The organism is Streptococcus mitis, assembly GCF_000722705.1.
Lineage (GTDB): Bacteria > Bacillota > Bacilli > Lactobacillales > Streptococcaceae > Streptococcus > Streptococcus mitis_P.
Genome location: NZ_JPFW01000004.1, coordinates 74,593 through 101,012 on the forward strand (window position 1 = coordinate 74,593; position 26,420 = coordinate 101,012).

Annotated in this window: 29 protein-coding genes; 23 read left to right on the top strand and 6 right to left on the bottom strand. The window is 42.0% G+C overall.

The annotated features are described in order from the left end of the window. Positions 1-43 precede the first annotated feature (43 nt). The 17 genes from SK642_RS01495 (at position 44) to yidD (ending at position 13,989) form a co-directional block, all read left to right on the top strand. The gene (locus SK642_RS01495; protein WP_033683064.1) at positions 44-1,540 is read left to right on the top strand and encodes an ABC transporter permease; all 1,497 of its coding nucleotides are present in this window, start codon (positions 44-46) and stop codon (positions 1,538-1,540) included. Then, positions 1,540-2,466: an oligopeptide ABC transporter permease OppC gene (gene oppC / locus SK642_RS01500; protein ID WP_033683065.1), complete on the top strand. Its 927-nt coding sequence runs from the start codon at positions 1,540-1,542 to the stop codon at positions 2,464-2,466. Before SK642_RS01495 ends, oppC begins: the two co-directional genes overlap by 1 nt. Continuing rightward, on the top strand, positions 2,438-3,541 hold the full coding sequence (locus tag SK642_RS01505; RefSeq protein WP_051734062.1) for an ABC transporter ATP-binding protein: 1,104 nt from the start codon (positions 2,438-2,440) through the stop codon (positions 3,539-3,541). The genes oppC and SK642_RS01505 overlap by 29 nt, the downstream gene beginning before the upstream one ends. Before the next feature lie 10 nt (positions 3,542-3,551). Next, entirely contained in the window at positions 3,552-4,478 is a 927-nt protein-coding gene (locus SK642_RS01510) for an ATP-binding cassette domain-containing protein (RefSeq protein WP_033683067.1), read from the top strand. Between the two features lie 442 nt (positions 4,479-4,920). Then, a complete protein-coding gene (locus tag SK642_RS01515; protein ID WP_033683068.1) occupies positions 4,921-5,898 on the top strand; it encodes an ABC transporter substrate-binding protein in 978 nt (325 codons plus the stop codon). A gap of 11 nt (positions 5,899-5,909) precedes the next feature. Beyond that, entirely contained in the window at positions 5,910-6,803 is an 894-nt protein-coding gene (locus SK642_RS01520) for an ABC transporter permease (RefSeq protein WP_033683069.1), read from the top strand. A 12-nt stretch (positions 6,804-6,815) separates the two neighbouring features. Then, positions 6,816-7,619 carry an ABC transporter ATP-binding protein gene (locus SK642_RS01525; protein WP_033683070.1) on the top strand — a complete coding sequence of 268 codons (804 nt, stop codon included), beginning with the start codon at positions 6,816-6,818 and terminating at the stop codon, positions 7,617-7,619. Positions 7,620-7,825: 206 nt separating this feature from the next. After that, a complete protein-coding gene (locus SK642_RS01530; protein ID WP_000364990.1) occupies positions 7,826-8,074 on the top strand; it encodes a YneF family protein in 249 nt (82 codons plus the stop codon). Between the two features lie 199 nt (positions 8,075-8,273). Beyond that, positions 8,274-9,068, top strand: a complete 795-nt coding sequence (gene racE, locus SK642_RS01535) for a glutamate racemase (RefSeq protein ID WP_033683071.1) — start codon at positions 8,274-8,276, stop codon at positions 9,066-9,068. After that, the gene (locus SK642_RS01540) at positions 9,065-10,036 is read left to right on the top strand and encodes a nucleoside-triphosphate diphosphatase (RefSeq protein WP_033683072.1); all 972 of its coding nucleotides are present in this window, start codon (positions 9,065-9,067) and stop codon (positions 10,034-10,036) included. The genes racE and SK642_RS01540 overlap by 4 nt, the downstream gene beginning before the upstream one ends. After that, the gene (locus tag SK642_RS01545; protein ID WP_033683073.1) at positions 10,012-10,533 is read left to right on the top strand and encodes a metallophosphoesterase; all 522 of its coding nucleotides are present in this window, start codon (positions 10,012-10,014) and stop codon (positions 10,531-10,533) included. The genes SK642_RS01540 and SK642_RS01545 overlap by 25 nt, the downstream gene beginning before the upstream one ends. Continuing rightward, complete coding sequence (gene cbpB, locus SK642_RS01550) at positions 10,530-10,991, top strand: cyclic-di-AMP-binding protein CbpB (protein ID WP_033683074.1); 462 nt, start codon at positions 10,530-10,532, stop codon at positions 10,989-10,991. The genes SK642_RS01545 and cbpB overlap by 4 nt, the downstream gene beginning before the upstream one ends. Beyond that, positions 10,988-11,722: a site-specific tyrosine recombinase XerD gene (gene xerD / locus SK642_RS01555; protein ID WP_284697447.1), complete on the top strand. Its 735-nt coding sequence runs from the start codon at positions 10,988-10,990 to the stop codon at positions 11,720-11,722. Before cbpB ends, xerD begins: the two co-directional genes overlap by 4 nt. Next, the gene (locus SK642_RS01560; protein WP_033683076.1) at positions 11,722-12,450 is read left to right on the top strand and encodes a segregation/condensation protein A; all 729 of its coding nucleotides are present in this window, start codon (positions 11,722-11,724) and stop codon (positions 12,448-12,450) included. Before xerD ends, SK642_RS01560 begins: the two co-directional genes overlap by 1 nt. A gap of 18 nt (positions 12,451-12,468) precedes the next feature. Beyond that, positions 12,469-13,038 carry an SMC-Scp complex subunit ScpB gene (gene scpB / locus SK642_RS01565; RefSeq protein WP_033683077.1) on the top strand — a complete coding sequence of 190 codons (570 nt, stop codon included), beginning with the start codon at positions 12,469-12,471 and terminating at the stop codon, positions 13,036-13,038. Continuing rightward, positions 13,025-13,747, top strand: a complete 723-nt coding sequence (locus SK642_RS01570) for a pseudouridine synthase (protein WP_033683078.1) — start codon at positions 13,025-13,027, stop codon at positions 13,745-13,747. The genes scpB and SK642_RS01570 overlap by 14 nt, the downstream gene beginning before the upstream one ends. Continuing rightward, positions 13,747-13,989, top strand: a complete 243-nt coding sequence (gene yidD, locus SK642_RS01575) for a membrane protein insertion efficiency factor YidD (RefSeq protein WP_033683079.1) — start codon at positions 13,747-13,749, stop codon at positions 13,987-13,989. The genes SK642_RS01570 and yidD overlap by 1 nt, the downstream gene beginning before the upstream one ends. 57 nt (positions 13,990-14,046) lie before the next feature. Here yidD and SK642_RS01580 read toward each other — a convergent pair whose 3' ends face one another. From SK642_RS01580 to galE, 5 genes are all read right to left on the bottom strand, one after another. Then, positions 14,047-15,012 carry a siderophore ABC transporter substrate-binding protein gene (locus SK642_RS01580; RefSeq protein ID WP_033683080.1) on the bottom strand — a complete coding sequence of 322 codons (966 nt, stop codon included), beginning with the start codon at positions 15,010-15,012 and terminating at the stop codon, positions 14,047-14,049. A 99-nt stretch (positions 15,013-15,111) separates the two neighbouring features. Continuing rightward, a complete protein-coding gene (locus tag SK642_RS01585) occupies positions 15,112-15,864 on the bottom strand; it encodes an ABC transporter ATP-binding protein (protein WP_033683081.1) in 753 nt (250 codons plus the stop codon). Continuing rightward, entirely contained in the window at positions 15,861-16,817 is a 957-nt protein-coding gene (locus SK642_RS01590; RefSeq protein WP_033683082.1) for an iron chelate uptake ABC transporter family permease subunit, read from the bottom strand. The genes SK642_RS01585 and SK642_RS01590 overlap by 4 nt, the downstream gene beginning before the upstream one ends. Next, a complete protein-coding gene (locus tag SK642_RS01595; RefSeq protein WP_033683083.1) occupies positions 16,807-17,766 on the bottom strand; it encodes an ABC transporter permease in 960 nt (319 codons plus the stop codon). Before SK642_RS01595 ends, SK642_RS01590 begins: the two co-directional genes overlap by 11 nt. 143 nt (positions 17,767-17,909) lie before the next feature. Next, entirely contained in the window at positions 17,910-18,908 is a 999-nt protein-coding gene (gene galE / locus SK642_RS01600) for a UDP-glucose 4-epimerase GalE (RefSeq protein ID WP_033683084.1), read from the bottom strand. A gap of 295 nt (positions 18,909-19,203) precedes the next feature. On the opposite strand from galE, the gene pepA reads away from it, so the two are divergent. After that, positions 19,204-20,268 (top strand): glutamyl aminopeptidase, encoded by a 1,065-nt coding sequence (pepA, locus tag SK642_RS01605; RefSeq protein ID WP_000209170.1) that lies wholly within the window; start codon positions 19,204-19,206, stop codon positions 20,266-20,268. Between the two features lie 20 nt (positions 20,269-20,288). Further along, on the top strand, positions 20,289-20,585 hold the full coding sequence (locus SK642_RS01610) for an enterocin immunity protein (protein ID WP_033683086.1): 297 nt from the start codon (positions 20,289-20,291) through the stop codon (positions 20,583-20,585). 202 nt (positions 20,586-20,787) lie between these two features. Here the strand turns inward: SK642_RS01610 and SK642_RS01615 are convergent, their stop codons facing one another. Next, positions 20,788-22,419, bottom strand: coding sequence for a Na/Pi cotransporter family protein (locus SK642_RS01615; protein WP_033683087.1), 1,632 nt, complete (start codon positions 22,417-22,419; stop codon positions 20,788-20,790). Between the two features lie 239 nt (positions 22,420-22,658). Between SK642_RS01615 and SK642_RS01620 the strand changes: the two genes are divergently transcribed. The 4 genes from SK642_RS01620 to glnA all read left to right on the top strand — a co-directional run bounded on the left by SK642_RS01620 (position 22,659) and on the right by glnA (position 26,336). After that, positions 22,659-23,858: a phosphoglycerate kinase gene (locus SK642_RS01620; protein WP_033683088.1), complete on the top strand. Its 1,200-nt coding sequence runs from the start codon at positions 22,659-22,661 to the stop codon at positions 23,856-23,858. A gap of 135 nt (positions 23,859-23,993) precedes the next feature. Then, on the top strand, positions 23,994-24,548 hold the full coding sequence (locus SK642_RS01625; RefSeq protein ID WP_033683090.1) for an FUSC family protein: 555 nt from the start codon (positions 23,994-23,996) through the stop codon (positions 24,546-24,548). 48 nt (positions 24,549-24,596) lie between these two features. Next, positions 24,597-24,953 (top strand): transcriptional repressor GlnR, encoded by a 357-nt coding sequence (glnR, locus tag SK642_RS01630; protein WP_000659548.1) that lies wholly within the window; start codon positions 24,597-24,599, stop codon positions 24,951-24,953. A gap of 36 nt (positions 24,954-24,989) precedes the next feature. Next, positions 24,990-26,336, top strand: coding sequence for a type I glutamate--ammonia ligase (gene glnA, locus SK642_RS01635; protein ID WP_033681329.1), 1,347 nt, complete (start codon positions 24,990-24,992; stop codon positions 26,334-26,336). The last annotated feature ends 84 nt before the right edge of the window (positions 26,337-26,420 follow it).

The window sequence follows — 26,420 nt, forward strand, 5'->3', positions numbered from 1 at the left end:
TCCATGAGGAGAAGGTTCTTTTGGGATTTTTAAAGGAAATGATATGAAAAAATATATTTTTATGCGTGTCTTACGGTCATTGGTTTCTATCTTTTTAGTAACAACCTTGACTTACACGATTATCTATACAATGGTTCCTCGAAAATTGATTTTCAAACAGGATACCAACTATAACAAGATTGCGACAACTGCTGATAAACGTGATAACTATGAAAATACAGTTTATGAGCGTATGGGCTATATCGAGTACTACGATACCAAAGAGTTGCAAGAAAAAGCTAGCCAGATGGATGCCTCTGTAACCGTTGAAGCCAATGATACTAACAAGGCTATCTACGAAAAATACATCAAACAAATCGGTCATGGTTGGACTTTGGGAGAATTTACTGAAAGTGGCCAATTCTACGCTACTCGTGAAATCCCAATTTTTGAACGTGTTTTCAAATTCTATGCTAACTTGATTGATATTGACCATACAAATAAAATTCAAGACCCTGAGAATCCAGATTTGAAACGCTACCTTCGTTTTGAAAATGATCCAGCGATTGGATGGTCCTTGGTCGGTTCAGGTACTAAACACAAATATCTCTTGTACTTCAACAGTCAATTCCCATTTGTGCATCAAAATTTTGTGAACATTAATTTAGGTGACTCTTATCCAACCTATGCTAATAGCCCTGTTTTACAGGTTATTACTCAAGGGCAAGGGCAAACAAAAACATCTCAAGTTCAGTTCCCAACAGGTAAGAAAACTTCTTCTGTAAATATTTACTCAAGAACCTACAAATCACCTAGTCAGGCTGACTCTCGTGAAGTAGCCAATTACGGAAAAGATGATCCTTACACAGCTACTGAAAGTAACTACCAATATCCTTCTATGATTGCCAGCTCTGCTGTCGTTGGATTGATTGGTTTGGTGATTTCTTATGCGATTGCCGTGCCACTTGGTTCAGCTATGGCTCGCTTCAAGAACACTTGGATTGATAGCTTCTCAACAGGGGCTTTGACCTTCTTGATGGCTCTTCCAACCATTGCCTTGGTTTATATTGTCCGTTTGGCTGGTTCTTCAATCGGTTTGCCAGATTCATTCCCTATCTTGGGTGCTGGAGATTGGCGTTCTTATGTTTTACCAGCAGTTATCCTTGGTTTGTTGGGTGCTCCTGGTACAGCTGTTTGGATTCGTCGTTATATGATTGACTTGCAATCACAAGACTTTGTACGTTTTGCTCGTGCCAAAGGTTTGTCTGAAAAAGAAATTTCAAACAAACACATCTTTAAAAATGCCATGGTTCCGCTGGTTTCAGGAATTCCTGGTGCTGTTATCGGGGTTATCGGTGGTGCAACCCTTACTGAAACAGTCTTCGCCTTCCCAGGTATGGGTAAAATGTTGATTGACTCTGTAAAAGCATCTAATAACTCTATGGTCGTTGGTCTTGTCTTCATCTTTACATGTATTTCTATCTTCTCACTTCTTTTGGGAGATATTTGGATGACTATTATTGACCCACGTATTAAATTGACTGAGAAAGGAGGCAAATAATGTCTACAATCGATAAAGAAAAATTTCAGTTCCTAAAACGTGACGATTTTGCCTCTGAAGCCATTGATGCTCCAGCTTATTCATACTGGGGTTCAGTGTTTAGACAATTCATGAAGAAAAAATCAACTGTAGTCATGTTGGGAATTTTGGTGGCTATCATTTTGATGAGTTTCATCTACCCAATGTTTTCTAAGTTTGATTTCAATGATGTCAGCAAAGTAAACGACTTTAGTGCTCGTTATATTAAGCCAAATGCTGAGCATTGGTTCGGTACAGACAGTAATGGTAAATCTCTCTTTGACGGTGTCTGGTTCGGAGCTCGTAACTCTATCCTCATTTCTGTGATTGCGACAGTGATTAACTTGGTTATCGGTGTCTTTGTCGGTGGTATTTGGGGTATTTCAAAATCAGTTGACCGTGTGATGATGGAAGTTTATAATGTCATCTCAAACATCCCATCTCTTTTGATTGTCATTGTCTTGACTTACTCAATCGGAGCTGGATTCTGGAATCTGATTTTTGCCATGAGTGTGACAACATGGATTGGGATTGCCTTCATGATTCGTGTGCAAATCTTGCGTTATCGTGACTTGGAATACAACTTGGCGTCACGTACTTTGGGAACTCCAACCTTGAAGATTGTTGCCAAGAATATCATGCCTCAATTGGTATCTGTTATTGTGACGACGATGACTCAAATGCTTCCAAGCTTTATCTCATACGAAGCCTTCTTGTCTTTCTTCGGTCTTGGATTACCGATTACAGTGCCAAGTTTGGGTCGTTTGATTTCGGATTATTCACAAAACGTAACAACCAATGCTTACTTGTTCTGGATTCCATTGACAACTCTTGTCTTGGTATCCTTGTCCCTTTTCGTAGTTGGTCAAAACTTAGCGGATGCTAGTGATCCACGTACACATAGATAGGAGTAGAAATGACAAAAGAAAAAATGTAATTTTGACTGCTCGCGATATTGTCGTGGAATTTGACGTTCGTGACAAAGTATTGACAGCCATTCGCGGAGTTTCCCTTGAACTAGTTGAAGGAGAAGTATTAGCCTTGGTAGGTGAGTCAGGATCAGGTAAATCTGTTTTGACAAAGACCTTCACAGGTATGCTTGAAGAAAATGGTCGCATTGCTCAAGGTAGCATTGACTATCGTGGTCAGGATTTGACAGCCTTGTCTTCTCATAAGGATTGGGAACAAATTCGTGGTGCTAAGATTGCGACTATCTTCCAGGACCCAATGACTAGTTTGGACCCAATTAAAACCATTGGTAGTCAGATTACAGAAGTTATTGTAAAACACCAAGGAAAAACAGCTAAAGAAGCGAAAGAATTGGCCATTGACTATATGAATAAGGTTGGGATTCCAGACGCAGATAGACGTTTTGATGAATACCCATTCCAATATTCTGGAGGAATGCGTCAACGTATCGTTATTGCTATTGCTCTTGCCTGCCGACCTGATGTTTTGATTTGTGATGAGCCAACGACTGCCTTGGATGTGACTATCCAAGCACAGATTATTGATTTGCTAAAATCCTTGCAAAACGAGTACCATTTCACAACAATCTTTATCACCCACGACCTTGGTGTAGTAGCAAGTATTGCGGATAAGGTAGCGGTTATGTATGCAGGAGAAATCGTTGAATATGGAACTGTTGAGGAAGTCTTCTATGACCCTCGCCATCCATATACATGGAGTCTCTTGTCTAGCTTGCCTCAGCTTGCTGATGACAAGGGGGAGCTTTACTCAATACCAGGAACACCTCCGTCGCTTTATACTGACCTGAAAGGGGATGCCTTTGCCTTGCGTTCTGACTATGCAATGCAGATTGACTTCGAACAAAAAGCTCCTCAATTCTCAGTATCAGAGACGCATTGGGCTAAAACTTGGCTTCTTCATGAGGATGCTCCAAAAGTAGAAAAACCAGCTGTGATTGCAAATCTTCACGATAAGATCCGTGATAAAATGGGATTTGCCCATCTGGCAGACTAGGAGGAAGGAAATGTCTGAAAAATTAGTAGAAATCAAAGATTTAGAAATTTCCTTCGGTGAAGGAAGTAAGAAGTTTGTCGCAGTTAAAAATGCCAACTTCTTTATCAACAAGGGAGAAACCTTCTCGCTTGTAGGTGAGTCAGGAAGTGGGAAAACAACTATTGGTCGTGCTATCATCGGTCTTAATGATACAAGTAATGGAGATATCATTTTTGAAGGTCAAAAGATCAATGGTAAGAAATCGCGTGAACAAGCTGCGGAATTGATTCGTCGTATCCAGATGATTTTCCAAGACCCTGCGGCAAGTTTGAATGAACGTGCGACTGTTGATTATATTATTTCTGAAGGTCTTTACAATCATCATCTGTTCAAAGATGAAGAAGAACGTAAAGAGAAAGTTAAAAATATTATCCGTGAAGTAGGTCTTCTTGCTGAGCACTTGACTCGCTACCCTCATGAGTTCTCAGGTGGTCAACGTCAACGTATCGGTATTGCCCGTGCCTTGGTCATGCAACCAGACTTTGTTATTGCGGATGAGCCAATTTCAGCCTTGGACGTTTCTGTTCGTGCCCAAGTCTTGAACTTGCTTAAAAAATTCCAAAAAGAGCTCGGTTTGACCTATCTCTTCATCGCCCATGACTTGTCGGTCGTTCGCTTTATTTCAGATCGTATCGCAGTTATTTATAAGGGTGTTATTGTAGAGGTTGCAGAAACAGAAGAATTGTTTAACAATCCAATTCACCCATATACTCAGGCCTTGCTTTCAGCGGTACCAATTCCAGACCCAATCTTGGAACGCAAGAAGATCTTGAAGGTTTACGACCCAAGTCAACACGACTATGAGACTGATAAGCCATCCATGGTTGAAATCCGTCCAGGTCACTATGTTTGGGCTAATCAAGCCGAATTGGCACGTTACCAACAAGGACTAAACTAATAATGGTTTTATAATTTCCATGTCAATTTTTATGGGAATTATAAAACTTTTTTTGTTAGATTGATTTGAAAAAACTTTGAAAGAATTTTCGAAAAATTTTAAAAAATTCTGAAATATTCTTGACAGCTGATGAAAAAGGTGGTAAGATAGGAAACATCAAAAAAGAAAGCAGAAAAAGAAATGAATAAAAGACAAGCTGTAACAATGAATCAAAACTTTTACTTTAGCTACTTTAGATAGTGTTTGTAGACATGTCACCATGGATGCAAACAGTTCAAGCAATTTGTTTGTATCTATGTGGCTAAGATTTTTGATTGTGGTCCATATAGATGAATATCTAAATGGACTAGCTAAGTTGTAACTTGTTAGATTATTTCAAGCATCCGTTTAGATAGTATCTAGGCGGTTTTTTGTTTTATCTTTTCTGAGAAGGAGTTTCATTATGAAAGTTATTCGAAAATTACTAGCCCCCCTCTTGGTAGTGGGGATCCTCTTGACCTCTCTAATCAGTTTGCATCAGTTGAAGGCAGATAAGAAAAAAGATGTGTTTCGTATCGGTATTTCGCAATTTATTACCCACCAGTCCCTAGACGCTACTAGAGAAGGATTTGTGGATGAACTGGCTAAACAAGGCTATGTTGAGGGGGAAAATATTGAGATTAATTTGCAAAATGCACAGGGAGAGCAAAGAAATCTAAAAACGATTTCCCAGCAACTAGCAGAATCCAGTGATGTCGTTCTAGCAATTGCAACGCCTTCTGCTCAGAGCTTGGCCAATACGACGCAAACGACACCAGTTATCTTTTCAGCTGTAACAGATCCAGTCAGTGCCAAGTTGGTTGAGTCAAGAGAACATCCTGGAGGCAATGTAACTGGGACAAGTGACCAGTCATCAGATGCCATTTCAACCCAAATCAATTTAATAAAGAAAGTGTTACCAAAGGCTAAATCAATTGGAATTCTTTATACTCAGAGTGAGCCAAATTCGGTTGTTCAAAAGGATGAAGCTAAGCGACTTCTGGAAGAAAAAGGCTTTACCGTTGTTGAAAAAACAATCTTGGATAGTAACAACGTCAAGGCGGCAGCAGAGAGCTTGATGACAGAGGTGGATATGGTTTTTGTACCAACGGACAATATCATTTCGTCAACCATGGAAACAGTCAAGCAGGTTTCTATTAAACACAAGGTACCAGTATTTGGTGGTTCAACAGAAATGGTTGCGGTTGGTGGTTTGTATAACTACGGAACCAATTATGAAGAATTGGGACGTCAGACAGCACGAATGCTGGTTCGTGTTTTAAAAGGTGAGAAGCCAGAAAATATAGCAGTTGAGTTGCCTGAAAAACTGGAATTGCATACCAATCAAGAAATGGCGACTGCACTAGGAATTGATATTAGCAAGTTAGAAAGCAAGGAATAAGGAGGTTTAAGATGAATTTTGTGTTATCTAGTTTATCAGAAGGTTTGTTGTGGTCGATTATGGCCATTGGGGTCTACTTGACTTTCCGTATTTTGGATATTGCGGATATGACTGCTGAGGGAGCCTTTCCTCTGGGAGCAGCTGTCGTTGTATCTCAGATACAGGTAGGGACAAATCCTTGGATTGCGACCTTACTGGCTTTGCTGGCAGGCATGGTAGCTGGTCTTGTATCAGGAATGCTCCACACCAAGATGAAAATCCCAGCTCTCTTGACAGGGATTGTGACCTTGACAGGGTTCTATTCGATCAATATTAAAATCATGGGAAGTGTGCCCAACCTTTCCTTGGGAGATTCTGCAACTGTCTTTAAACAATTGGCGAGCTTGGGGCTGACAAACGAAGAAGCTGTTTTCTCACTTAGTTTAGCCTGTCTCTTACTTGTTTGTTTGGTCTTGACCCTTTTGATGAAAACGGAGATTGGCCTTGTCTTGCGTTCGACTGGGGACAATATTCCGATGAGTGAGGCAAATGGAGTCAATGTAGACACCATGAAGATTGTTGGTTACATGATTTCAAACGGCTTGATTGCCCTATGTGGTTCCTTGTTTGCTCAAAATGATGGATTTTCAGATGTGACTTCTGGGACAGGAACCATCGTTGTTGGTTTGAGTGCAGTTATTATTGCGGAAGTTTTGATACACGACTTGACCATTGGAGGTCGCTTGTTATCCATCGGAATCGGTGCAATTGTTTACCGTTTGATCATTTTAAATATCTATGAAATTCCAAATCTAGATCAAAACCTGGTTCGTCTCTTTAATGCAATCTTGCTAGCCTTGGTTCTATTTGCACCAGAATTGCAAAAGAGATTAAAGATTCGTGGTTTGAAACTAAGAAATGAATAGGAGGAGAAAGTTATGGCAAGCTTGTTAACACTTGAAAATATTCACAAAACATTTGAAGCAGGGACGATCAATGAGAACCATGTCCTCAAAGGATTAGATTTAGAGGTTGAAGAGGGAGATTTTATCTCTGTGATTGGTGGAAATGGCGCAGGGAAATCCACTTTAATGAATATCTTGGCTGGAAATCTATCTGTGGACGAAGGGGATCTTTTGTTGGAAGGGAAATCCATTAAAAATCTGAGTGTACGAAAGAGAGCCAAGGATATTGCCCGTGTTTTTCAGGATCCTAAGATGGGAACAGCTTCTCGTTTGACGATTGAGGAGAATATGGCTATTGCCTTGAGGCGCGGACAGAAGAGAGGACTTGGCTGGGGCGTGAAGGAGAAGGACAGAATCCAGTTCCAAGAGGCCTTGAAAGAGTTGAATATTGGTCTTGAAAATCGTTTGAAAGTGGATACTCAATACCTTTCAGGAGGACAAAGACAGGCCTTGACCCTAGTCATGGCAGCCTTGGTAAAACCTAAGCTCTTGTTGTTGGATGAACACACTGCGGCACTTGACCCGAAAACGAGTCAAATGGTGATGGACTTGACGCAAAAGATTGTGGAACACCATCAGTTGACTACTCTGATGATTACCCACGATATGAACCATGCGATTGAATACGGCAATCGTCTCATTATGCTCTATCAAGGCAAGATAGTGGTGGATGTCAAAGGAGAAGAGAAAAAGCATCTGACAGTTGAAGACCTCATGCATCTCTTCCAGAAAAATAGTGGCCAAAGCCTCGTCAGTGATGAATTGGTTTTGGGATAAAGAAAAAGGCTGAAATCTAGTGTTTCAGTCTTTTATTTCTTACACTGGCTATCTATGTAAATTAAACTTAGCAAGGAGCCCTCTTTCTCAGAAAAGCAGGGTTCTTTTTGCTGTCTATTCCATCCCTGAAAGTGTAGAACAAACTGGTCAGGGTGGCTAGTTTATGGTATAATGAAAGAGACTCAAAAAGAAACAGGAGAAAAATGATGGATTTACTATTAGCAATTGTATTGATTGTGCTAGCTTTTCTAGGAGGAGCTCTTGGAGGGATGTACTTGGTTCGTAAGCAAATTGAAAAAGAATTCGCTGACAACCCACGTTTGAATGCTGAAGCAGTTCGTACTCTTTTGAGTGCAAATGGTCAAAAACCAAGCGAAGCCAAGGTGCAACAAGTTTACCACCAAATCATCCGCCAACAAAAGGCAGCCCTTGCCAACAATAAAAAGAAAAAATAAATAAGGAAAAGTCTGGGATGAAAGTTCCAGACTTCTCACTATGTTGGCTATGGTTTAGGGATGAGACTTTTTCCTTGCATTCTATTGATATTTGATTATGATTAAGATAGATAGTTGCTGATGAAGCTGTTCTTCAGTTCTTAAAGACAAGTAATCATAATGAACTATCAATCAGAAAAAAGACTAGAAAGAAGACTGTATGGATAATCGACCAATTGGTTTTTTGGATTCGGGTGTCGGGGGCTTGACCGTTGTGCGCGAGCTCAAGCGCCAGCTTCCCCATGAAGAAATCGTCTATATTGGAGATTCGGCACGGGCGCCTTACGGGCCCCGTCCTGCTGAGCAAATTCGGGAATATACTTGGCAGTTGGTCAACTTTCTCTTGACCAAGGATGTCAAGATGATTGTCATTGCTTGTAACACTGCGACTGCGGTCGTCTGGGAAGAAATCAAGGCTCAGCTAGACATCCCTGTCCTAGGTGTAATTTTGCCAGGAGCTTCGGCAGCCATCAAATCCAGCCAAGGTGGGAAAATCGGGGTCATTGGAACGCCCATGACGGTACAATCAGACATCTACCGTCAGAAAATCCATGATCTGGATCCGGACTTACAGGTGGAGAGTTTGGCCTGTCCCAAGTTTGCCCCCTTGGTCGAGTCGGGTGCCCTGTCAACCAGTGTCACTAAGAAAGTAGTCTATGAAACCCTGCGTCCCTTGGTTGGAAAGGTGGATAGCCTGATTTTAGGCTGTACCCATTACCCACTCCTTCGCCCTATCATCCAGAATGTCATGGGGCCAAAGGTTCAGCTCATTGATAGTGGGGCAGAGTGCGTACGGGATATCTCAGTCTTACTCAATTATTTTGAAATCAATCGTGGTCGCGATGCTGGACCACTCCATCACCGTTTTTACACAACAGCCAGCAGCCAAAGTTTTGCACAAATTGGTGAAGAATGGCTGGAAAAAGAAATTCATGTGGAGCATGTAGAATTATGACAAATAAAATTTATGAATACAAGGATGACCAGGACTGGTATGTCGGGTCCTATAGTATTTTTGGTGGCGTCCGGACGTTGACGGATGAAGACTTGGATTTTCCTCTGGTTGGATTGGCCAAAATCTTTCGAGATGAGGAGCGAGGTTTTCCTATTTCGGTTACTGTTTTACGCTATGGTTCTCGCTACCGTTTATTGTCTTTTGTGGTAGATATCCTTAGCCAAGAAATGGGCCGAAATTTGGAAGTCATTCAACGTCAGGGGGCTCTGCTCTTGGTTGAAAATGGCCAACTCTTGTATGTGGAATTGCCCAAAGAAGGGGTCAATGTTCATGATTTCTTTGAGACAAACAAGGTTAGAGAAACCTTGTTGATTGCGACTCGTAACGAGGGCAAGACCAAGGAATTTCGAGCTATCTTTGACAAGCTAGGCTACGATGTGGAAAATCTCAATGACTATCCTGACCTACCTGAAGTAGCAGAAACAGGCATGACCTTCGAAGAAAATGCCCGCCTTAAGGCAGAAACTATTTCTCAATTAACGGGCAAGATGGTTCTGGCGGATGACTCTGGACTTAAAGTAGATGTTTTGGGCGGTTTGCCAGGTGTCTGGTCAGCTCGTTTCGCAGGTGTGGGTGCAACTGACCGTGAAAACAATGCTAAACTCTTGCACGAATTGGCCATGGTCTTTGAACTCAAGGACCGCTCGGCTCAATTCCATACAACCCTAGTCGTAGCCAGCCCAAACAAGGAAAGTTTGGTTGTTGAAGCAGACTGGCCAGGCTACATTAACTTTGAACCTAAGGGTGAAAATGGATTTGGTTACGATCCTCTCTTCCTTGTAGGAGAGACAGGCAAGTCCTCAGCTGAATTAACCCTTGAAGAAAAAAATAGTCAATCTCACCGTGCCTTAGCCGTTAAGAAACTTTTGGAGGTATTTCCATCATGGCAAAGCAAACCATCATTGTAATGAGCGATTCCCATGGAGATAGCTTGATTGTGGAAGAAATCCGTGATCGCTATGTGGGCAAAGTTGACGCCGTTTTTCATAACGGCGATTCTGAACTGCGTCCTGATTCTCCCCTTTGGGAGGGAATCCGTGTTGTTAAAGGGAATATGGACTTCTATGCAGGCTACCCAGAACGTTTGGTGACTGAGCTTGCTTCGACCAAGATTATCCAAACCCATGGACACCTGTTTGACATCAATTTCAACTTTCAAAAGTTGGACTACTGGGCTCAGGAAGAAGAAGCCGATATCTGCCTTTATGGCCACTTGCATGTGCCAAGTGCTTGGGTGGAGGGCAAAACCCTCTTTCTAAATCCAGGTTCAATCAGTCAACCACGTGGGACTATCAGAGAATGTCTCTATGCTCGCGTGGAGATTGATGACAGTTACTTCAAAGTGGACTTTTTGACACGAAACCACGAGGTGTATCCAGGCTTGTCCAAGGAGTTTAGCCGATGATTGCCAAGGAGTTTGAGACTTTCTTGCTAGGGCAAGAGGAAACTTTTTTGACCCCTGCTGAAAATCTAGCTGTGTTGATTGATACCCATAATGCGGATCATGCGACCCTCTTGCTCAGTCAGATGACCTATACCCGTGTTCCCGTTGTGACAGATGAAAAGCAGTTTGTTGGGACTATTGGGCTCAGAGATATTATGGCTTATCAGATGGAGCATGACTTGAGTCAAGAAATCATGGCAGATACGGACATTGTCCACATGACGAAAAGGGACGTAGCGGTTGTTTCGCCTGATTTTACCATTACGGAGGTCTTGCACAAGCTGGTAGATGAGTCTTTCTTACCGGTTGTGGACGCAGAGGGGATTTTCCAAGGGATTATTACGCGCAAATCTATCCTCAAGGCAGTCAATGCTCTCTTGCATGATTTTAGTAAGGATTATGAGATTCGATGCAGATGAGAGATAGGATTTCAGCCTTTTTAGAGGAAAAGCAGGGCTTGTCTGCCAATTCCAAGCAGTCCTATAAGTATGATTTGGAGCAATTTTTAGACATGGTGGGCGAGCGGATTTCTGAGACCAGTCTCAAGATTTACCAAGCCCAGCTAGCCAATCTAAAAATTAGCGCCCAGAAGCGAAAGATTTCGGCCTGTAATCAATTTCTCTACTTTCTCTATCAAAAAGGAGAGGTGGATAGCTTTTACCGTTTGGAATTAGCTAAACAAGCTGAAAAGAAGAACGAAAAGCCAGAATTGTTAGATCTAGACTCGTTTTGGCAGGAAAGCGACTATCCAGAGGGACGCTTACTGGCGCTTCTTATCTTGGAAATAGGGCTCTTGCCAAGTGAGATTTTAGCCCTCAAGGTTGCGGATATTAATCTGGATTTTCAGGTGTTGCGAATTAACAAGGCTTCCCAACAGAGGATTGTCACCATTCCCACGACCTTGCTTTCAGAATTGGAACCCTTGATGGGACAAACCTATCTCTTTGAAAGGGCAGGGAAAGCTTATTCTCGTCAGTGGGCCTTCCGTCAGTTAGAAGCTTTTGTCAAGGAGAAAGGTTTTCCAAGCTTATCCGCTCAAGCCTTGCGGGAACAGTTCATTCTAAGACAAATAGAAAACAAGGTCGATTTGTACGAAATTGCAAAAAAATTAGGATTAAAAACAGTCCTGACCTTAGAAAAATATAGATAATGGATATTAAATTAAAAGATTTTGAAGGGCCTCTGGACTTACTCTTGCACCTAGTCTCAAAGTATCAGATGGATATCTACGATGTGCCCATCACAGAAGTCATCGAACAGTACTTAGCCTATGTCTCAACCCTGCAGGCCATGCGTCTGGAAGTGACGGGTGAGTACATGGTCATGGCCAGTCAGCTCATGCTGATCAAGAGCCGCAAGCTCTTGCCAAAGGTAGCAGAAGTGACAGACTTGGAGGATGACCTAGAGCAGGATCTTCTCTCTCAAATCGAAGAATACCGCAAGTTCAAGCTCTTGGGGGAGCACTTGGAAGCCAAGCACCAAGAACGGGCCCAGTACTATTCCAAAGCGCCGACTGAGTTGATTTACGAAGATGCGGAGCTTGTGCATGACAAGACGACCATTGACCTCTTTTTGGCTTTTTCAAATATCCTAGCCAAGAAAAAAGAGGAGTTTGCACAGAATCACACGACTATCTTGCGAGATGAGTATAAGATTGAGGATATGATGGTTATCGTGAAAGAGTCCTTGACTGGACGAGATCAGTTGCGCTTGCAGGATTTATTCAAGGAAGCCCAGAATGTCCAAGAGATCATTACCCTCTTTTTGGCAACCCTAGAGTTAATCAAAACCCAGGAGCTGGTTCTCATGCAAGAGGAGAGTTTCGGAGATATCTATCTCATGGAAAAGAAGGAAGAAAGTCAAGTAGCCCAAAGCTAGACTTGATAGAGAGGAAAGATGAGTACTTTAGCAAAAATAGAAGCGCTCTTGTTTGTAGCGGGTGAAGATGGGATTAGGGTCCGCCAGTTAGCTGAACTCCTCTCTCTGCCACCGACAGGCATCCAACAGAGTTTAGAAAAATTAGCCCAGAAGTATGATAAGGACTCTGATTCCAGTTTGGCTCTGATTGAGACAGGTGGGGCTTATAGATTGGTGACCAAGCCTCAGTTTTCAGAGGTTTTGAAGGAATATTCTAAGGCACCTATTAACCAGAGCTTGTCTCGGGCTGCCCTTGAGACCTTGTCCATCATTGCCTACAAGCAACCCATCACACGGATAGAGATTGATGCCATCCGTGGTGTCAACTCGAGTGGGGCTTTGGCAAAGTTGCAGGCTTTTGACTTGATTAAAGAAGACGGGAAAAAAGAAGTGTTGGGTCGCCCCAACCTCTATGTGACTACGGATTATTTCCTAGATTACATGGGAATTAACCATTTGGAAGAATTACCAGTGATTGATGAGCTTGAGATTCAAGCCCAAGAAAGCCAATTATTTGGTGAAAGGATAGAAGAAGATGAGAATCAATAAGTATATTGCCCACGCAGGTGTGGCCAGTAGGAGAAAAGCAGAAGAGTTGATCAAGCAAGGCTTGGTGACGGTCAACGGCCAAGTAGTGCGTGAACTCGCAACGACCATCAAGTCAGGCGACAAGGTCGAAGTGGAAGGTCAACCTATCTACAACGAAGAAAAGGTTTATTATCTGCTTAACAAACCGCGCGGTGTGATTTCCAGTGTGACAGATGACAAGGGGCGCAAGACGGTTGTCGATCTCTTGCCCAATGTGAAAGAGCGCATCTACCCTGTAGGTCGTTTGGACTGGGATACATCAGGAATCTTGATTTTGACCAATGATGGGGATTTTACGGATGAGATGATTCACCCTCGTAATGAGATTGATAAGGTTTATGTCGCGCGTGTTAAAGGTGTGGCCAATAAGGACAATCTTCGTCCCTTGACCCGTGGACTTGAGATTGATGGCAAGAAAACCAAGCCGGCTGTCTATGAGATTCTCAAAGTGGATCCAGTCAAAAACCGCTCTGTGGTACAGTTGACCATCCATGAAGGGCGTAACCACCAGGTTAAAAAGATGTTTGAAGCTGTCGGTCTCCAAGTGGACAAGTTGTCACGGACACGTTTTGGACATCTAGACTTGACAGGACTCCGTCCAGGAGAATCCCGTCGTCTTAACAAAAAAGAAATCAGCCAACTACACACCATGGCTGTAACCAAGAAATAATGAAACGAATCTTAATAGCGCCTGTGCGCTTTTACCAACGTTTTATCTCGCCAGCCTTTCCAGCCTCTTGTCGCTTTGAGCCGACTTGTTCCAATTACATGATTCAGTCTATTGAAAAACATGGTTTCAAGGGTGTCTTGATGGGTTTGGCTCGGATTTTACGTTGCCATCCCTGGTCGAAAACAGGCAAGGACCCCGTCCCAGACCATTTTTCCCTTAAACGGAATCAAGAAGGAAAATGAGGTTGGGCAAAAGGTTTTAGAATGTCAAAATTTTACTTAAATTGAGTTTGAAGCGGCTTATTTCAAAGCTTTTTGAGCGTCTTCAATCATGAGTTTAGTTGATTCAAGCCCGCCACCGCTTAGATACCAGAGGTCTGGTGTTAGTTGGATAATCTTACCATTTTTAGCGGCAGGTGTTTCAGCGATAAGGGCATTTTCTAGGACGCCATCGTTACTTGAGTTGTCACCACCGATAGCAAGGGTACGGTTGATGATAAAGAGGATATCAGGATTGATTTCTTTGACACTTTCAAAGCTGACTTCTTGTCCGTGGCGAGAATCTTCAAATTGAGTATCAGTTGGCTTGAATTTCAAGGTTTGGTACAAGAAAGAAAAACGAGATTGGGCACCAAAGGCAGCCATTTTTCCTTCATTGAGGAGGATGGCAAGGGCTTTTTTGTCAGAACTTTCATTTTTAGTTGCGACTTCTTGGATGCTTTTGTCTAGCTTGGCCAATTCTTCCTTGGCTTTCTGTGTACCAGTTTCACCAAAGGCGCTTGCTAGGGATTCGATATTAGTCTTGGTAGAAGTCCAGTAGTCATCTTTGCCTGCTTGGAAGAGAACAGTCGGAGCGATTTCGTTGAACTTATCTACGAATTTTTGGGTACGTGGTGAAGCGATAATTAGGTCTGGTTCAAGAGCAGCAAGGGCTTCTAGGTCTGGCTCAACCATAGAACCAACATTTTTAACTTTTCCAGCTAGGTCTTTAAGATAAGTCGGAACAGTTTTTGTAGGCATTCCGACGATATTCTTTTCAAAACCTAAAGCGCGAATAGTATCCGCAGCACCGAGGTCAAAGGTCACAATCTTTTCAGGGACTTTTGAAAGTGTGACTACACCTAGTGAACTTTTAATGGTTACCTCTGTTGGAGCAGAGCTACTTGACTCCGTCTTACTAGTGCTTGAGTTTGTACTACATGCACCAAGTAGGAGCAAGAAACTGGCCACTAGGGCAGTAAGATAAAATTTAAGGGATGTTTTCATGATTTCTCCTTTTTAAAATGTGATAACGATGTAGGGAGTCTCTTAGATAGGTTTGTTAGCTAAGAGACAGAGGGTTCTCTAACTCGAATTTCTGAGTTGCTAGCTATAGATGCAGATCTTTTTACCATTGATATCAGCCAGCGTGATGGGAATCTCGTAAAGTTGACTGAGCAGGTCAGCCTGCATGATTTGATCGGTTCTTCCCTTGCTAAAGACTCGACCGTCCTTGAAGGCGACAATTTCATCCGCATATTGACTGGCCATGTTGATATCGTGGAGGACGATGATAATGGTCTTCCCTAGTTCCTCCACCAGTCGCCGAAGAATCTGCATCATGCTGACACTTTGCTTGATATCGAGATTGTTGATCGGTTCGTCCAGCAAGATAAAGTCTGTATCCTGGGCCAGTACCATGGCGATAAAGACACGTTGGAGCTGTCCACCAGACAGACTATCGATGTAACGGTCTTTTAAGTTGGTCAGTTCCAGATAGTCCAGAGTTTCTCGGATTTTTTCCCAGTCATCTGCTCTCAGTTTACCACGACTGTAGGGAAAACGTCCAAAACTGACCAGTTCTTCAACGGTTAATTTGGCTTGGTAATTGATTTTCTGCTTTAGGATAGTAAGTTCTTTGGCTAGTTCTTGGGAATTCCAGCTTTCGATTTCACGACCTTTGATACTGAGAATTCCCTGATCTTTCTTGGTCAGTCTGCTCATGATGGAGAGGAGAGTCGATTTTCCAGCACCATTTGGACCAATAAAGGCTGTCAGTTTCTGAGGACTGACTTCAAGGGTAATGCCTTGCAAAATATCCTGTTTTTGAATGGATTTGTCAATGTTTTCCAGTTTCACCGACGTGCCCTCCTGTAAAGTAAGATAAAGAATAAGAAGCCCCCCACACTCTCAATGATCATGCTGATGCGAATTTCTAGTGCAAAGACTCGTTCGATGAGAGCTTGCCCCAAGGTCAAACTAATAAATCCAATCAGAATTGCTACGATAAAGAGCAACTTGTGCCGATAATCTTTGACGATTAGGTAGGTGAGGTTGGCCAGCATAAAGCCGAAGAAGGCCATAGGCCCTACCAAGGCAGTGGCCGTTGAGGTCAAAAGCACGATTCCCCAGAGGAACTCTCTCTGTTCTTTTTCAACATCGAGTCCCAGTATCTGAGCCGTTTCTCTTTGCAGGTGCAAGACATCCAGAATGACTGCTTTCCGAAAGAAAAAGATAGTCAAGACGAGGATGATCAAAGAACCGATGGCTAGGATGGAAGTGTTGAGATGCTGAAAGGAGGCGAAGAGACTGTTCTGCAGTTTATCGTATTCATTTGGATCCATCAGGACTTGGAGGAAGGTACTGATATTTCGAAAGAGACTTCCGAGGGCTAGACAGATTAGCAGAATGAAGACCAGATCTTGCTTCATCAGCGTCTTCAAGTAGCCTTGTAAGACGAGAAAGAAGAGGGATTGAAGCAAAAGTAAGACTAGGAATTCTAAGATAGGAGACTTCCCAAGTTGAAGAAATTTGCTTTCAAAAACCAGTAGTAGGGTTTGTAGCAGGACGTAGAAAGATTCGATTCCCAAAATACTAGGTGTCAGGAAGCGATTTTCTGTCAGGGTTTGAAAACTAATGGTTGAAATCCCAGTCGCGATGGCCACCAAGAGATAAACGACGATTTTTTGGGAACGTAACTTCCAAGCAAAGGCAGACAAGTGAGTGATGGGCCAAAAGTAGAGGAGACAAGCTCCGATAGCCAGAATAATGAGAAGGCTGAAGAGCTTGGTATGTTTGCTTTTAGACTGCATCTTTTCGTCCCCCTCTCCAAAGAAGTAGGATAAAAACGAGGCTACCAATGATTCCTAGTAGAAGACTGACAGACAGCTCATAGGGCCGAATCAAGACTCGAGAGAGGATGTCGCAGGCCAGAACTAGATTGGCACCGACCAGTACGACCATGAGTTTGGTCTGGTTTAGATTATCTCCATAGCGCTTGCGAACAAGATTGGGAACGATGACTCCAAGAAATGGCAAGCCACCCACGGTAATCATGGTGACACTTGTCGTTAGCGCGACCAGAAAGAGGGCCAGTTTTTCAAGCAGGGAGTAAGAAATCCCCAGACTCTCACTGGTTTCCTTGCCCAGATTCATGATGGTAAAGGTTTGGGACAATTTCCAAACGGCAATCAGGATAATGAGGCCTAAGAAGAGCCACTCATACTGATGAGTCTGAATCATGGAGAAGGAACCTTGGATCCAAGCAGTCATACTCTGAACCAGATTGAACCGATAGGCGATAACTTCTGTCACAGAACCGATAATTCCACTATAAATAATCCCAATTAGAGGCAACATCCACCTTTCCTTTACAGTAAAAATGGTCATAAAGGCTAGAAAGAAGAGGGTGAATACGATGGATGAAACAAAAGCAAAGACCATCTTTTGGGTCAGACTAGCCGATGGAAAGACAAAGAGGCTCAATACCATTCCTAGTTTGGCGGCTTCAGTAGTCCCAACTGTACTCGGAGCAGCAAACTGATTTTGGGTAATAGTCTGCATGAGAAGTCCTGCCATACTCATACTAGAGGCCGTTAGGAGAATACTAATCGTCCTTGGAAGACGAGACTCTTGAAAGAGGAGCCAAGTCTGCTGATCAAAAGCAAAGAGTTTTCCCCATGAAAAATCACTGGTTCCAATGCTAATAGAGAGAAAGACTAGGAGTAGAAGTAAGGCAATTAAATAATGAGAAAGTTTCATACCCAGTCCTTTCATGTAGATTTGGTATCGAAAGATACCTGCAGATATAAATGTAACACGATTTTTTTAATCTGTCAATAAATTTTCTGACAATTTAACAAATAAAGCAAGGAGAGAGTACCAGGACTTTCTCCTCTGTTATCTTATTCCAAAATATTTTTACCCTCTTTAACTCGCCAACGATAGTCTGATAAAATAATATCTTCGAGGGAGTAGCTAGCCTGCCAGTTAAGAAATTGTTTAGCTTTTGATGCATCTGCTAGGACGCTAGCTGGGTCACCAGCACGACGAGCAACAATCTCGTGTGGGATTTTTTGATCCAGCAATTTTTCAGCAGTTTTAAAGATTTCTTTGACAGTATAGCCTTTCTCAGTTCCTAAGTTAAAGATTTGAGAAGAACTGTCTTCTTGGAAGAGGTAATTCATCCCTTTAACATGTGCTTGTGCAAGGTCCAAGACATGAATGTAATCCCGAATACATGAACCGTCACGTGTATCGTAGTCATCTCCAAATATTTTTAGACTCTCATTTTGTCCCAATGCGGTCTTGTTGATGTTGGGAATGATGTGAGTTGGATTTTTCACACGCAGACCGTTTGAAGCATCCATTTCAGCCCCAGCTACATTAAAGTAACGGAAAATGACATATTTCCAGTCGTAGCGATTGGCCATCCAGTAAATCATTCGTTCACCCATCAGTTTTGTCTCTGCATAAGGGTTGACAGGATCAAGCAGGGTGTCTTCAGTTGCTGGCTTGTCAATACAGTTATTGCCATAGAGAGAAGCGGTTGAAGAGAACATAATTTTTTGAATGCCAACTTCAGATAAGACTTTGAGAACTTGGTTCATACCAGCAACATTGGCAGTGAAGTATTTGCTTGGATTTTCAATACTTTCGCTCACAACAATTTCACCTGCACAATGAAGAACAGCATCAATCTTATTTTCTTCCAAGTAAGTTTTTAAGGCACTAGCATCATAAACATCCAGTTGTTTAAAGCTAGCACGACTATCCACAGCCGAACGATTTCCTGTAGAGAGATTATCTAGGACATGCACCTTGTAGCCTGCATTTAAAAGAGCTTTAACGGTATGGGAGCCAATATAGCCAGCTCCACCTGTAACAAGAATTGTTTTTGTCATGATTTTTTCCTTTTCTAATTTTGTACTATTTTAAAGAAAGAAGAAGGGAAAGTCAATTATTTTCTGTTATTGTTTTATAAAAAACTGAACGAATATATCGTTAGATTGTTTTTTTGTTTGGGAATTAATGATTGGGTTAATCTTGGAATATTTCTTAAATTTCACCTCACATGTAAGAGAATACTATCCTTTTCTAAGATACAGCAAGAATATGATACTAATTTAGAAATCCACCTTCCCACTATCCTTCTCCTATAAAAAGTGGTAAAATGGATGAAAGAAAGAAGGAATTGAAATGACAACATTATTTTCAAAAATCAAAGAAGTAACAGAACTTGCTGCGATCTCAGGTCATGAAGCGCCTGTCCGTGCTTATCTTCGTGAAAAGTTGACACCGCATGTGGATGAAGTGGTGACAGACGGCTTGGGTGGTATTTTTGGTATCAAGCATTCAGAAGCCGCGGATGCACCGCGCGTCTTGGTCGCTTCTCACATGGACGAAGTTGGTTTTATGGTCAGCGAAATCAAGCCAGACGGTACTTTCCGTGTCGTTGAAATCGGTGGTTGGAATCCTATGGTGGTCAGCAGCCAACGTTTTAAACTCTTAACACGTGATGGTCGTGAAATCCCAGTGATTTCAGGCTCTGTTCCTCCACATTTGACTCGTGGAAAGGGGGGACCAACCATGCCAGCCATTGCGGATATTGTCTTTGATGGTGGGTTTGCGGACAAGGCTGAGGCAGAAAGTTTTGGCATCCGTCCTGGTGACACCATTGTCCCTGATAGCTCTGCTATCTTGACAGCCAATGAAAAAAATATCATCTCAAAAGCTTGGGATAACCGCTACGGTGTTCTTATGGTAAGTGAGCTGGCAGAAGCTTTATCAGGTCAAAAACTCGGAAATGAACTCTATCTTGGCTCTAACGTCCAAGAAGAAGTTGGGCTTCGTGGTGCCCATACATCTACAACCAAGTTTGACCCAGAAGTTTTCCTCGCAGTTGATTGCTCACCAGCAGGTGATGTCTACGGTGGTCAAGGCAAGATTGGAGATGGAACCTTGATTCGTTTCTACGATCCAGGTCACTTGCTTCTCCCAGGTATGAAGGATTTCCTTTTGACAACGGCTGAAGAAGCGGGTATCAAGTACCAATACTACTGTGGTAAAGGCGGAACAGACGCTGGCGCAGCTCATCTGAAAAATGGTGGTGTCCCATCTACAACTATCGGTGTCTGTGCCCGTTATATCCATTCTCACCAAACCCTCTACGCTATGGATGACTTCCTAGAAGCTCAAGCATTCTTGCAAGCCTTGGTGAAAAAATTGGATCGTTCAACGGTTGATTTGATTAAAAATTATTAAACATAAGGGAGGTGGTAGGGATGGTAGAACCAAACCTAGAAAGCCTTATAAAAGATCTTTACAATCATGCTCGACATGATTTGAGTGAAGATTTAGTTGCTGCTCTCCTAGAGACTGCTAAAAAACTGCCTACTACAAATGAGCAATTGCTGGCAGTTCGTCTCTCAGGTCTGGTCAATCGTGAATTGCTCCTAAAACCCAAACATCCAGTACCTGAGTTGCTCAACTTGGCTCGTTTTATCAAAAGAGAAGAAGCCAAGTACAGAGGAACTGCAGCTTCTGCGCTCATGTATGGAGAGCTCTTTAAAATGCTTTGATTCCATTGTGAATCAAAGCATTTTTTTATATGGCAGAAAAGCTATTCTTGATGAGGAGAAGAAAAAAGCCATCCCATTTAGGATAGCTTCTTGGTACTTATACTCAATGAAAATCAAAGAGCAAACTAGGAAACTAGCCGCAGGCTGTACTTGAGTACGGCAAGGCGACGTTGACGTGGTTTGAAGAGATTTTCGAAGAGTATTAGATTTGTTCAGCAATGACCTTTTCAGCCAGATTCATAGCGTGGTCTGATACACGAGTGTAGTGGGAAATGATGTCAATAAAGTTGACCCCAGCTTGTGTTGAACACTCACCCTTGTTGAGACGTTTGATATGGGTCTTTCTGAGAACACGTTCTATATTGTTGATTTCTTTATGGCGTTCAATCAGACTTTGAGCTTTTTCGATATCATTGTTTTCCACGCTATCAAGGGCATCCTTGATAAAGCCAGTAGTTTTTTGATAGATATCAGTCAATTCCTGCAAAGCAGCTTCAGAGAACTCAACATTTTTACGTTGAAGGTAGTCAGTTAGATTGATTAGCGCTTCTGCGTGGTCCCCAATCCGTTCCAAATCGCGGGATGAATCAAGGATATTGGTGAGCACTTCACTTTCTTTCTGGCTAAGGGCTTCACTTGAAAGAGTAATCAGGTAACGAGTCAATTTTTCATCAATGGTATTGATGGCTTCTTCTGTCTTGTGTCCTTTTTCAGCAACCTTTTCATTAAGGTCAATGATGTAGTTGTATGAAAGGTCAAAGGCTTTAGAAGCATAATTTCCCAAGTGAAGGAGTTCTTTTTTAGCATTTCCAAGAGCGATTGATGGAGCTTGTTTAATCAAATGCTCATCAAGATAAAGTGGCTCGTACTTCACAACTTCATCTTCACCAGGGATGAGCTTGATTACAAAGAAAGCCAAGGCTCCGATGAATGGAAATTGTACAATGGTGTTACTTACGTTAAAGGCACCGTGCGAGAAGGCGATGGTCATCTCAGGTGAGAGGTGAAAGAGTGCTTGGAAGTACTCAATCATAGACGTAAATGGACCTAATAAGATTAAGCAAAGGATAGTTCCTAAAACGTTAAAGGTAACGTGGGTTGCTGCAACGCGTTTCGCAGAGACATTGGCTCCAGCTGCCGCGATGATAACGGTTAGGGTTGTTCCGATATTATCCCCGAAGAGAACTGGTAGAGAACCTTTAAGGTCAAGGAATCCACCTGCATAGAGACCTTGCAAAATCCCGATTGTCGCAGAAGAAGCTTGGATGAGAACGGTAATCACTGCACCAGCAAAAACTCCTAAAATAGGATTTTGTCCCAAGGTTACCATATATTCCTTAAATTGTGGTAAATCTTTAAGAGGACTCATACCAGCACTGATGAGGTTGAGGGCGTAGAAGATTCCCCCTACACCAAACAGGATGCGCCCGATATTGTTTGCTGTTCTGTTTTTTGTAAAGAAGAGGAACATGGTTCCAAGGAAAATCAGGGGTAAAGCATACTCACCAAGCTTGAAACCGATGATAAAGGAAGTAACGGTAGTTCCGATGTTGGCTCCCATGATAATTCCGATAGCCTGTCTAAGAGTTAGAAGACTAGCACTGACCAGTCCAACTGTGATAACTGTAACCCCTGTACTTGACTGAATAAGGGCAGTTACGACAATCCCGACTAGAACACCTAAAAAGGGATTGCTGGTGTACTTGTCAATGTAAAAACGAAGGCGATCTCCAGCAGCTTGTTGCAAACCGTCTCCCATGGTCTTGATACTATACAAGAATAGTCCCAGACCACCTAAAAAGTGAAATAAAATTTCCTGCCAATTAATGGACATTTCTTTTTCCTCCGAAAAATAATAACGGAATATCTCCTATTCTATTTTAAAGGATAAAAGTAAATCTAACAAGTGTTAAGATGAAATTTTAGAAAGAAAATTTGTGAGAAAAAGCAAAAATAATATACTTTAGCATGTCACAAAGATTAAATATCGAAAAATCTTGTGAAATCTTTCCTTATATTTCCAAAGTGTGATATAATAGTTTTGAATAAAATAAATAAAGGGGTTTTTGTAACATGGCAAAACTTACTGTTAAAGACGTTGACTTGAAAGGTAAAAAAGTCCTCGTTCGTGTTGACTTCAACGTACCATTGAAAGATGGCGTAATCACTAACGACAACCGTATCACAGCAGCTCTTCCAACTATCAAGTACATCCTTGAACAAGGTGGACGTGCTATCCTCTTCTCTCACCTTGGCCGTGTAAAAGAAGAAGCAGACAAAGCTGGTAAATCACTTGCTCCTGTAGCTGCTGACTTGGCAGCTAAATTGGGTCAAGAAGTTGCTTTCCTTCCAGGTGTCACTCGTGGTGCTGAATTGGAAGCAGCTATCAACGCTCTTGAAGATGGACAAGTTCTCTTGGTTGAAAACACTCGTTACGAAGATGTTGACGGCAAGAAAGAATCTAAAAACGATCCTGAACTTGGTAAATACTGGGCATCACTTGGAGATGGTATCTTCGTAAACGATGCATTCGGTACAGCTCACCGTGCACACGCATCTAACGTTGGTATCTCAGCAAACGTTGAAAAAGCAGTTGCTGGTTTCCTTCTTGAAAACGAAATTGCCTACATCCAAGAAGCAGTTGAAACTCCAGAACGTCCATTTGTGGCTATCCTTGGTGGTTCAAAAGTTTCAGACAAGATCGGTGTTATCGAAAACTTGCTTGAAAAAGCTGATAAAGTCCTTATCGGTGGTGGTATGACTTACACATTCTACAAAGCACAAGGTATCGAAATCGGTAACTCACTTGTAGAAGAGGACAAATTGGATGTTGCGAAAGCTCTTCTTGAAAAAGCAAATGGTAAATTGATCTTGCCAGTTGACTCAAAAGAAGCAAACGCCTTTGCTGGTTACACTGAAGTACGTGACACTGAAGGTGAAGCAGTTTCTGAAGGCTTCCTTGGTCTTGACATCGGTCCAAAATCTATCGCTAAATTTGATGAAGCTTTGACTGGTGCCAAAACAGTTGTATGGAACGGACCTATGGGTGTATTTGAAAACCCAGATTTCCAAGCTGGTACAATCGGTGTGATGGATGCTATCGTGAAACAACCAGGTGTTAAATCAATCATCGGTGGTGGTGACTCAGCTGCTGCAGCGATTAACCTTGGACGTGCAGACAAGTTCTCATGGATCTCTACTGGTGGTGGAGCATCAATGGAACTTCTTGAAGGTAAAGTTCTTCCAGGACTTGCAGCCTTGACAGAAAAATAAGATTTTATAAATGAATCAAAGAAGAGAGGGATGAAGGTCCCTCTTTTCTTTTGCTTAAAATAAAAACGCTTCCTCTCAACTATTGCTCATAAAATCACCCAAATTATGATAAAATGGAAATAGAAAGTTGAGATTATGAGTTATTTTAAAAAATATAAATTCGATAAATCCCAGTTCAAACTTGGTATGCGAACTTTTAAAACAGGTATTGCTGTTTTTCTAGTTCTCTTGATTTTTGGCTTTTTTGGCTGGAAAGGTCTTCAAATCGGTGCTTTGACAGCGGTTTTTAGTCTGAGAGAGAGTTTTGATAAGAGTGTTCATTTTGGGACTTCGCGTATTCTTGGAAATAGTATCGGTGGTCTCTATGCCCTGGTCTTCTTCTTATTAAATACCTTTTTCCACGAGGCTTTTTGGGTAACCTTAGTTATTGTTCCAATCTGCACCATGTTAACCATTATGACAAATGTAGCCATGAATAACAAAGCAGGTGTTATTGGCGGTGTAGCAGCCATGTTAATCATTACCCTATCGATTCCGAGCGGTGAAACGATTTTGTACGTGTTTGCGCGTGTATCGGAAACTTTTATGGGAGTTTTTGTCGCAATTCTGGTAAATTACGATATTGACCGCATTCGTCTCTTTTTAGAAAAAAAGAAAAATAATGTTACATTTTATAACATTATCAATTGACGTTTGTCTTTTTTTAGACTATAATAGACAGAAAGAAGGAAATTGTAAATGAAGGAAAAAGAATTTCGCCGAAATATGGCTGTTTTTCCTATCGGCAGTGTTATGAAGTTGACCGATCTATCGGCGCGTCAGATTCGTTATTATGAAGATCAAGAGTTGATTAAACCTGATCGAAACGAAGGAAACCGTCGCATGTATTCCTTGAATGACATGGATCGTCTGCTTGAAATCAAAGATTATATCTCTGAAGGTTATAATATCGCTGCCATTAAGAAAAAATATGCTGAACGTGAAGCGAAATCCAAGAAAGCGGTGAGTCAGACTGAGGTGCGTCGTGCACTTCACAATGAACTCCTCCAACAGGGGCGCTTTGCTTCAGTACGGTCACCTTTTGGTCGCGGTTAGGCAACCGCAAGTAGTCATACATTAAGGAGAAAACTCATGCCAATCACAGCTGCAGATATTCGTCGTGAAGTCAAGGAAAAAAATGTTACCTTTATTCGTCTTATGTTCTCAGATATTTTGGGGACGATGAAGAACGTCGAAATTCCTGCTACAGATGAACAGTTAGATAAAGTCTTGTCAAACAAGGCTATGTTTGATGGATCTTCTATCGAAGGTTTTGTACGTATCAATGAGTCAGATATGTACTTGCATCCTGACTTGGATACATGGACAGTCTTCCCTTGGGGAGATGAAAATGGAAGTGTTGCAGGTTTAATCTGTGATGTCTATACAACAGAAGGTGAACCATTTGCAGGTGACCCTCGTGGTAATTTAAAACGTGCTCTCCGTCACATGGAAGAAGTGGGATTCAAATCCTTCAACCTTGGACCAGAGCCAGAATTCTTCCTATTTAAACTGGACGAAAATGGGGATCCAACACTTGAAGTAAATGACAAGGGTGGCTACTTTGATTTGGCACCTACTGACCTTGCGGACAATACACGTCGTGAGATTGTCAATGTCTTGACCAAAATGGGATTTGAAGTAGAAGCGAGTCACCACGAGGTTGCGGTTGGTCAACACGAGATTGACTTTAAGTACGATGAAGTTCTCCGTGCCTGTGATAAGATTCAAATCTTCAAACTTGTTGTTAAAACTATTGCTCGCAAACATGGGCTTTACGCAACCTTTATGGCTAAACCAAAATTTGGTATTGCTGGATCAGGTATGCACTGTAATATGTCCTTATTTGATGCAGAAGGAAATAATGCCTTCTTTGATCCAAATGATCCAAAAGGAATGCAGTTGTCAGAAACTGCCTACTATTTCCTTGGCGGTTTGATTAAGCATGCCTACAACTATACTGCTATTATGAACCCAACGGTTAACTCATACAAACGTTTGGTTCCAGGTTATGAAGCGCCTGTTTACATTGCTTGGGCTGGTCGTAACCGTTCGCCACTTGTGCGCGTGCCTGCTTCACGTGGCATGGGAACTCGTCTTGAGTTACGTTCAGTGGATCCAATGGCTAACCCATACATCGCTATGGCGGTTCTGTTGGAAGTTGGTTTGCATGGTATTGAAAATAAAATCGAAGCACCAGCTCCTATCGAAGAAAATATCTACATCATGACAGCAGAAGAGCGTAAGGAAGCTGGTATTACAGACCTTCCATCAACTCTTCACAACGCTTTGAAAGCTTTGACAGAAGATGAGGTTGTCAGAGCAGCTCTTGGAGAACATATCTATACTAGTTTCCTTGAAGCCAAACGAATTGAATGGTCAAGTTATGCAACCTTCGTTTCACAATGGGAAATTGATAACTATTTAGATCTTTACTAATATAGAAGAAAGATTGCCTGAGGGCGGTCTTTTTTCTTGTGTTTTATATCGAGGTGTGATATATTTTATATAACGAGATGCGAT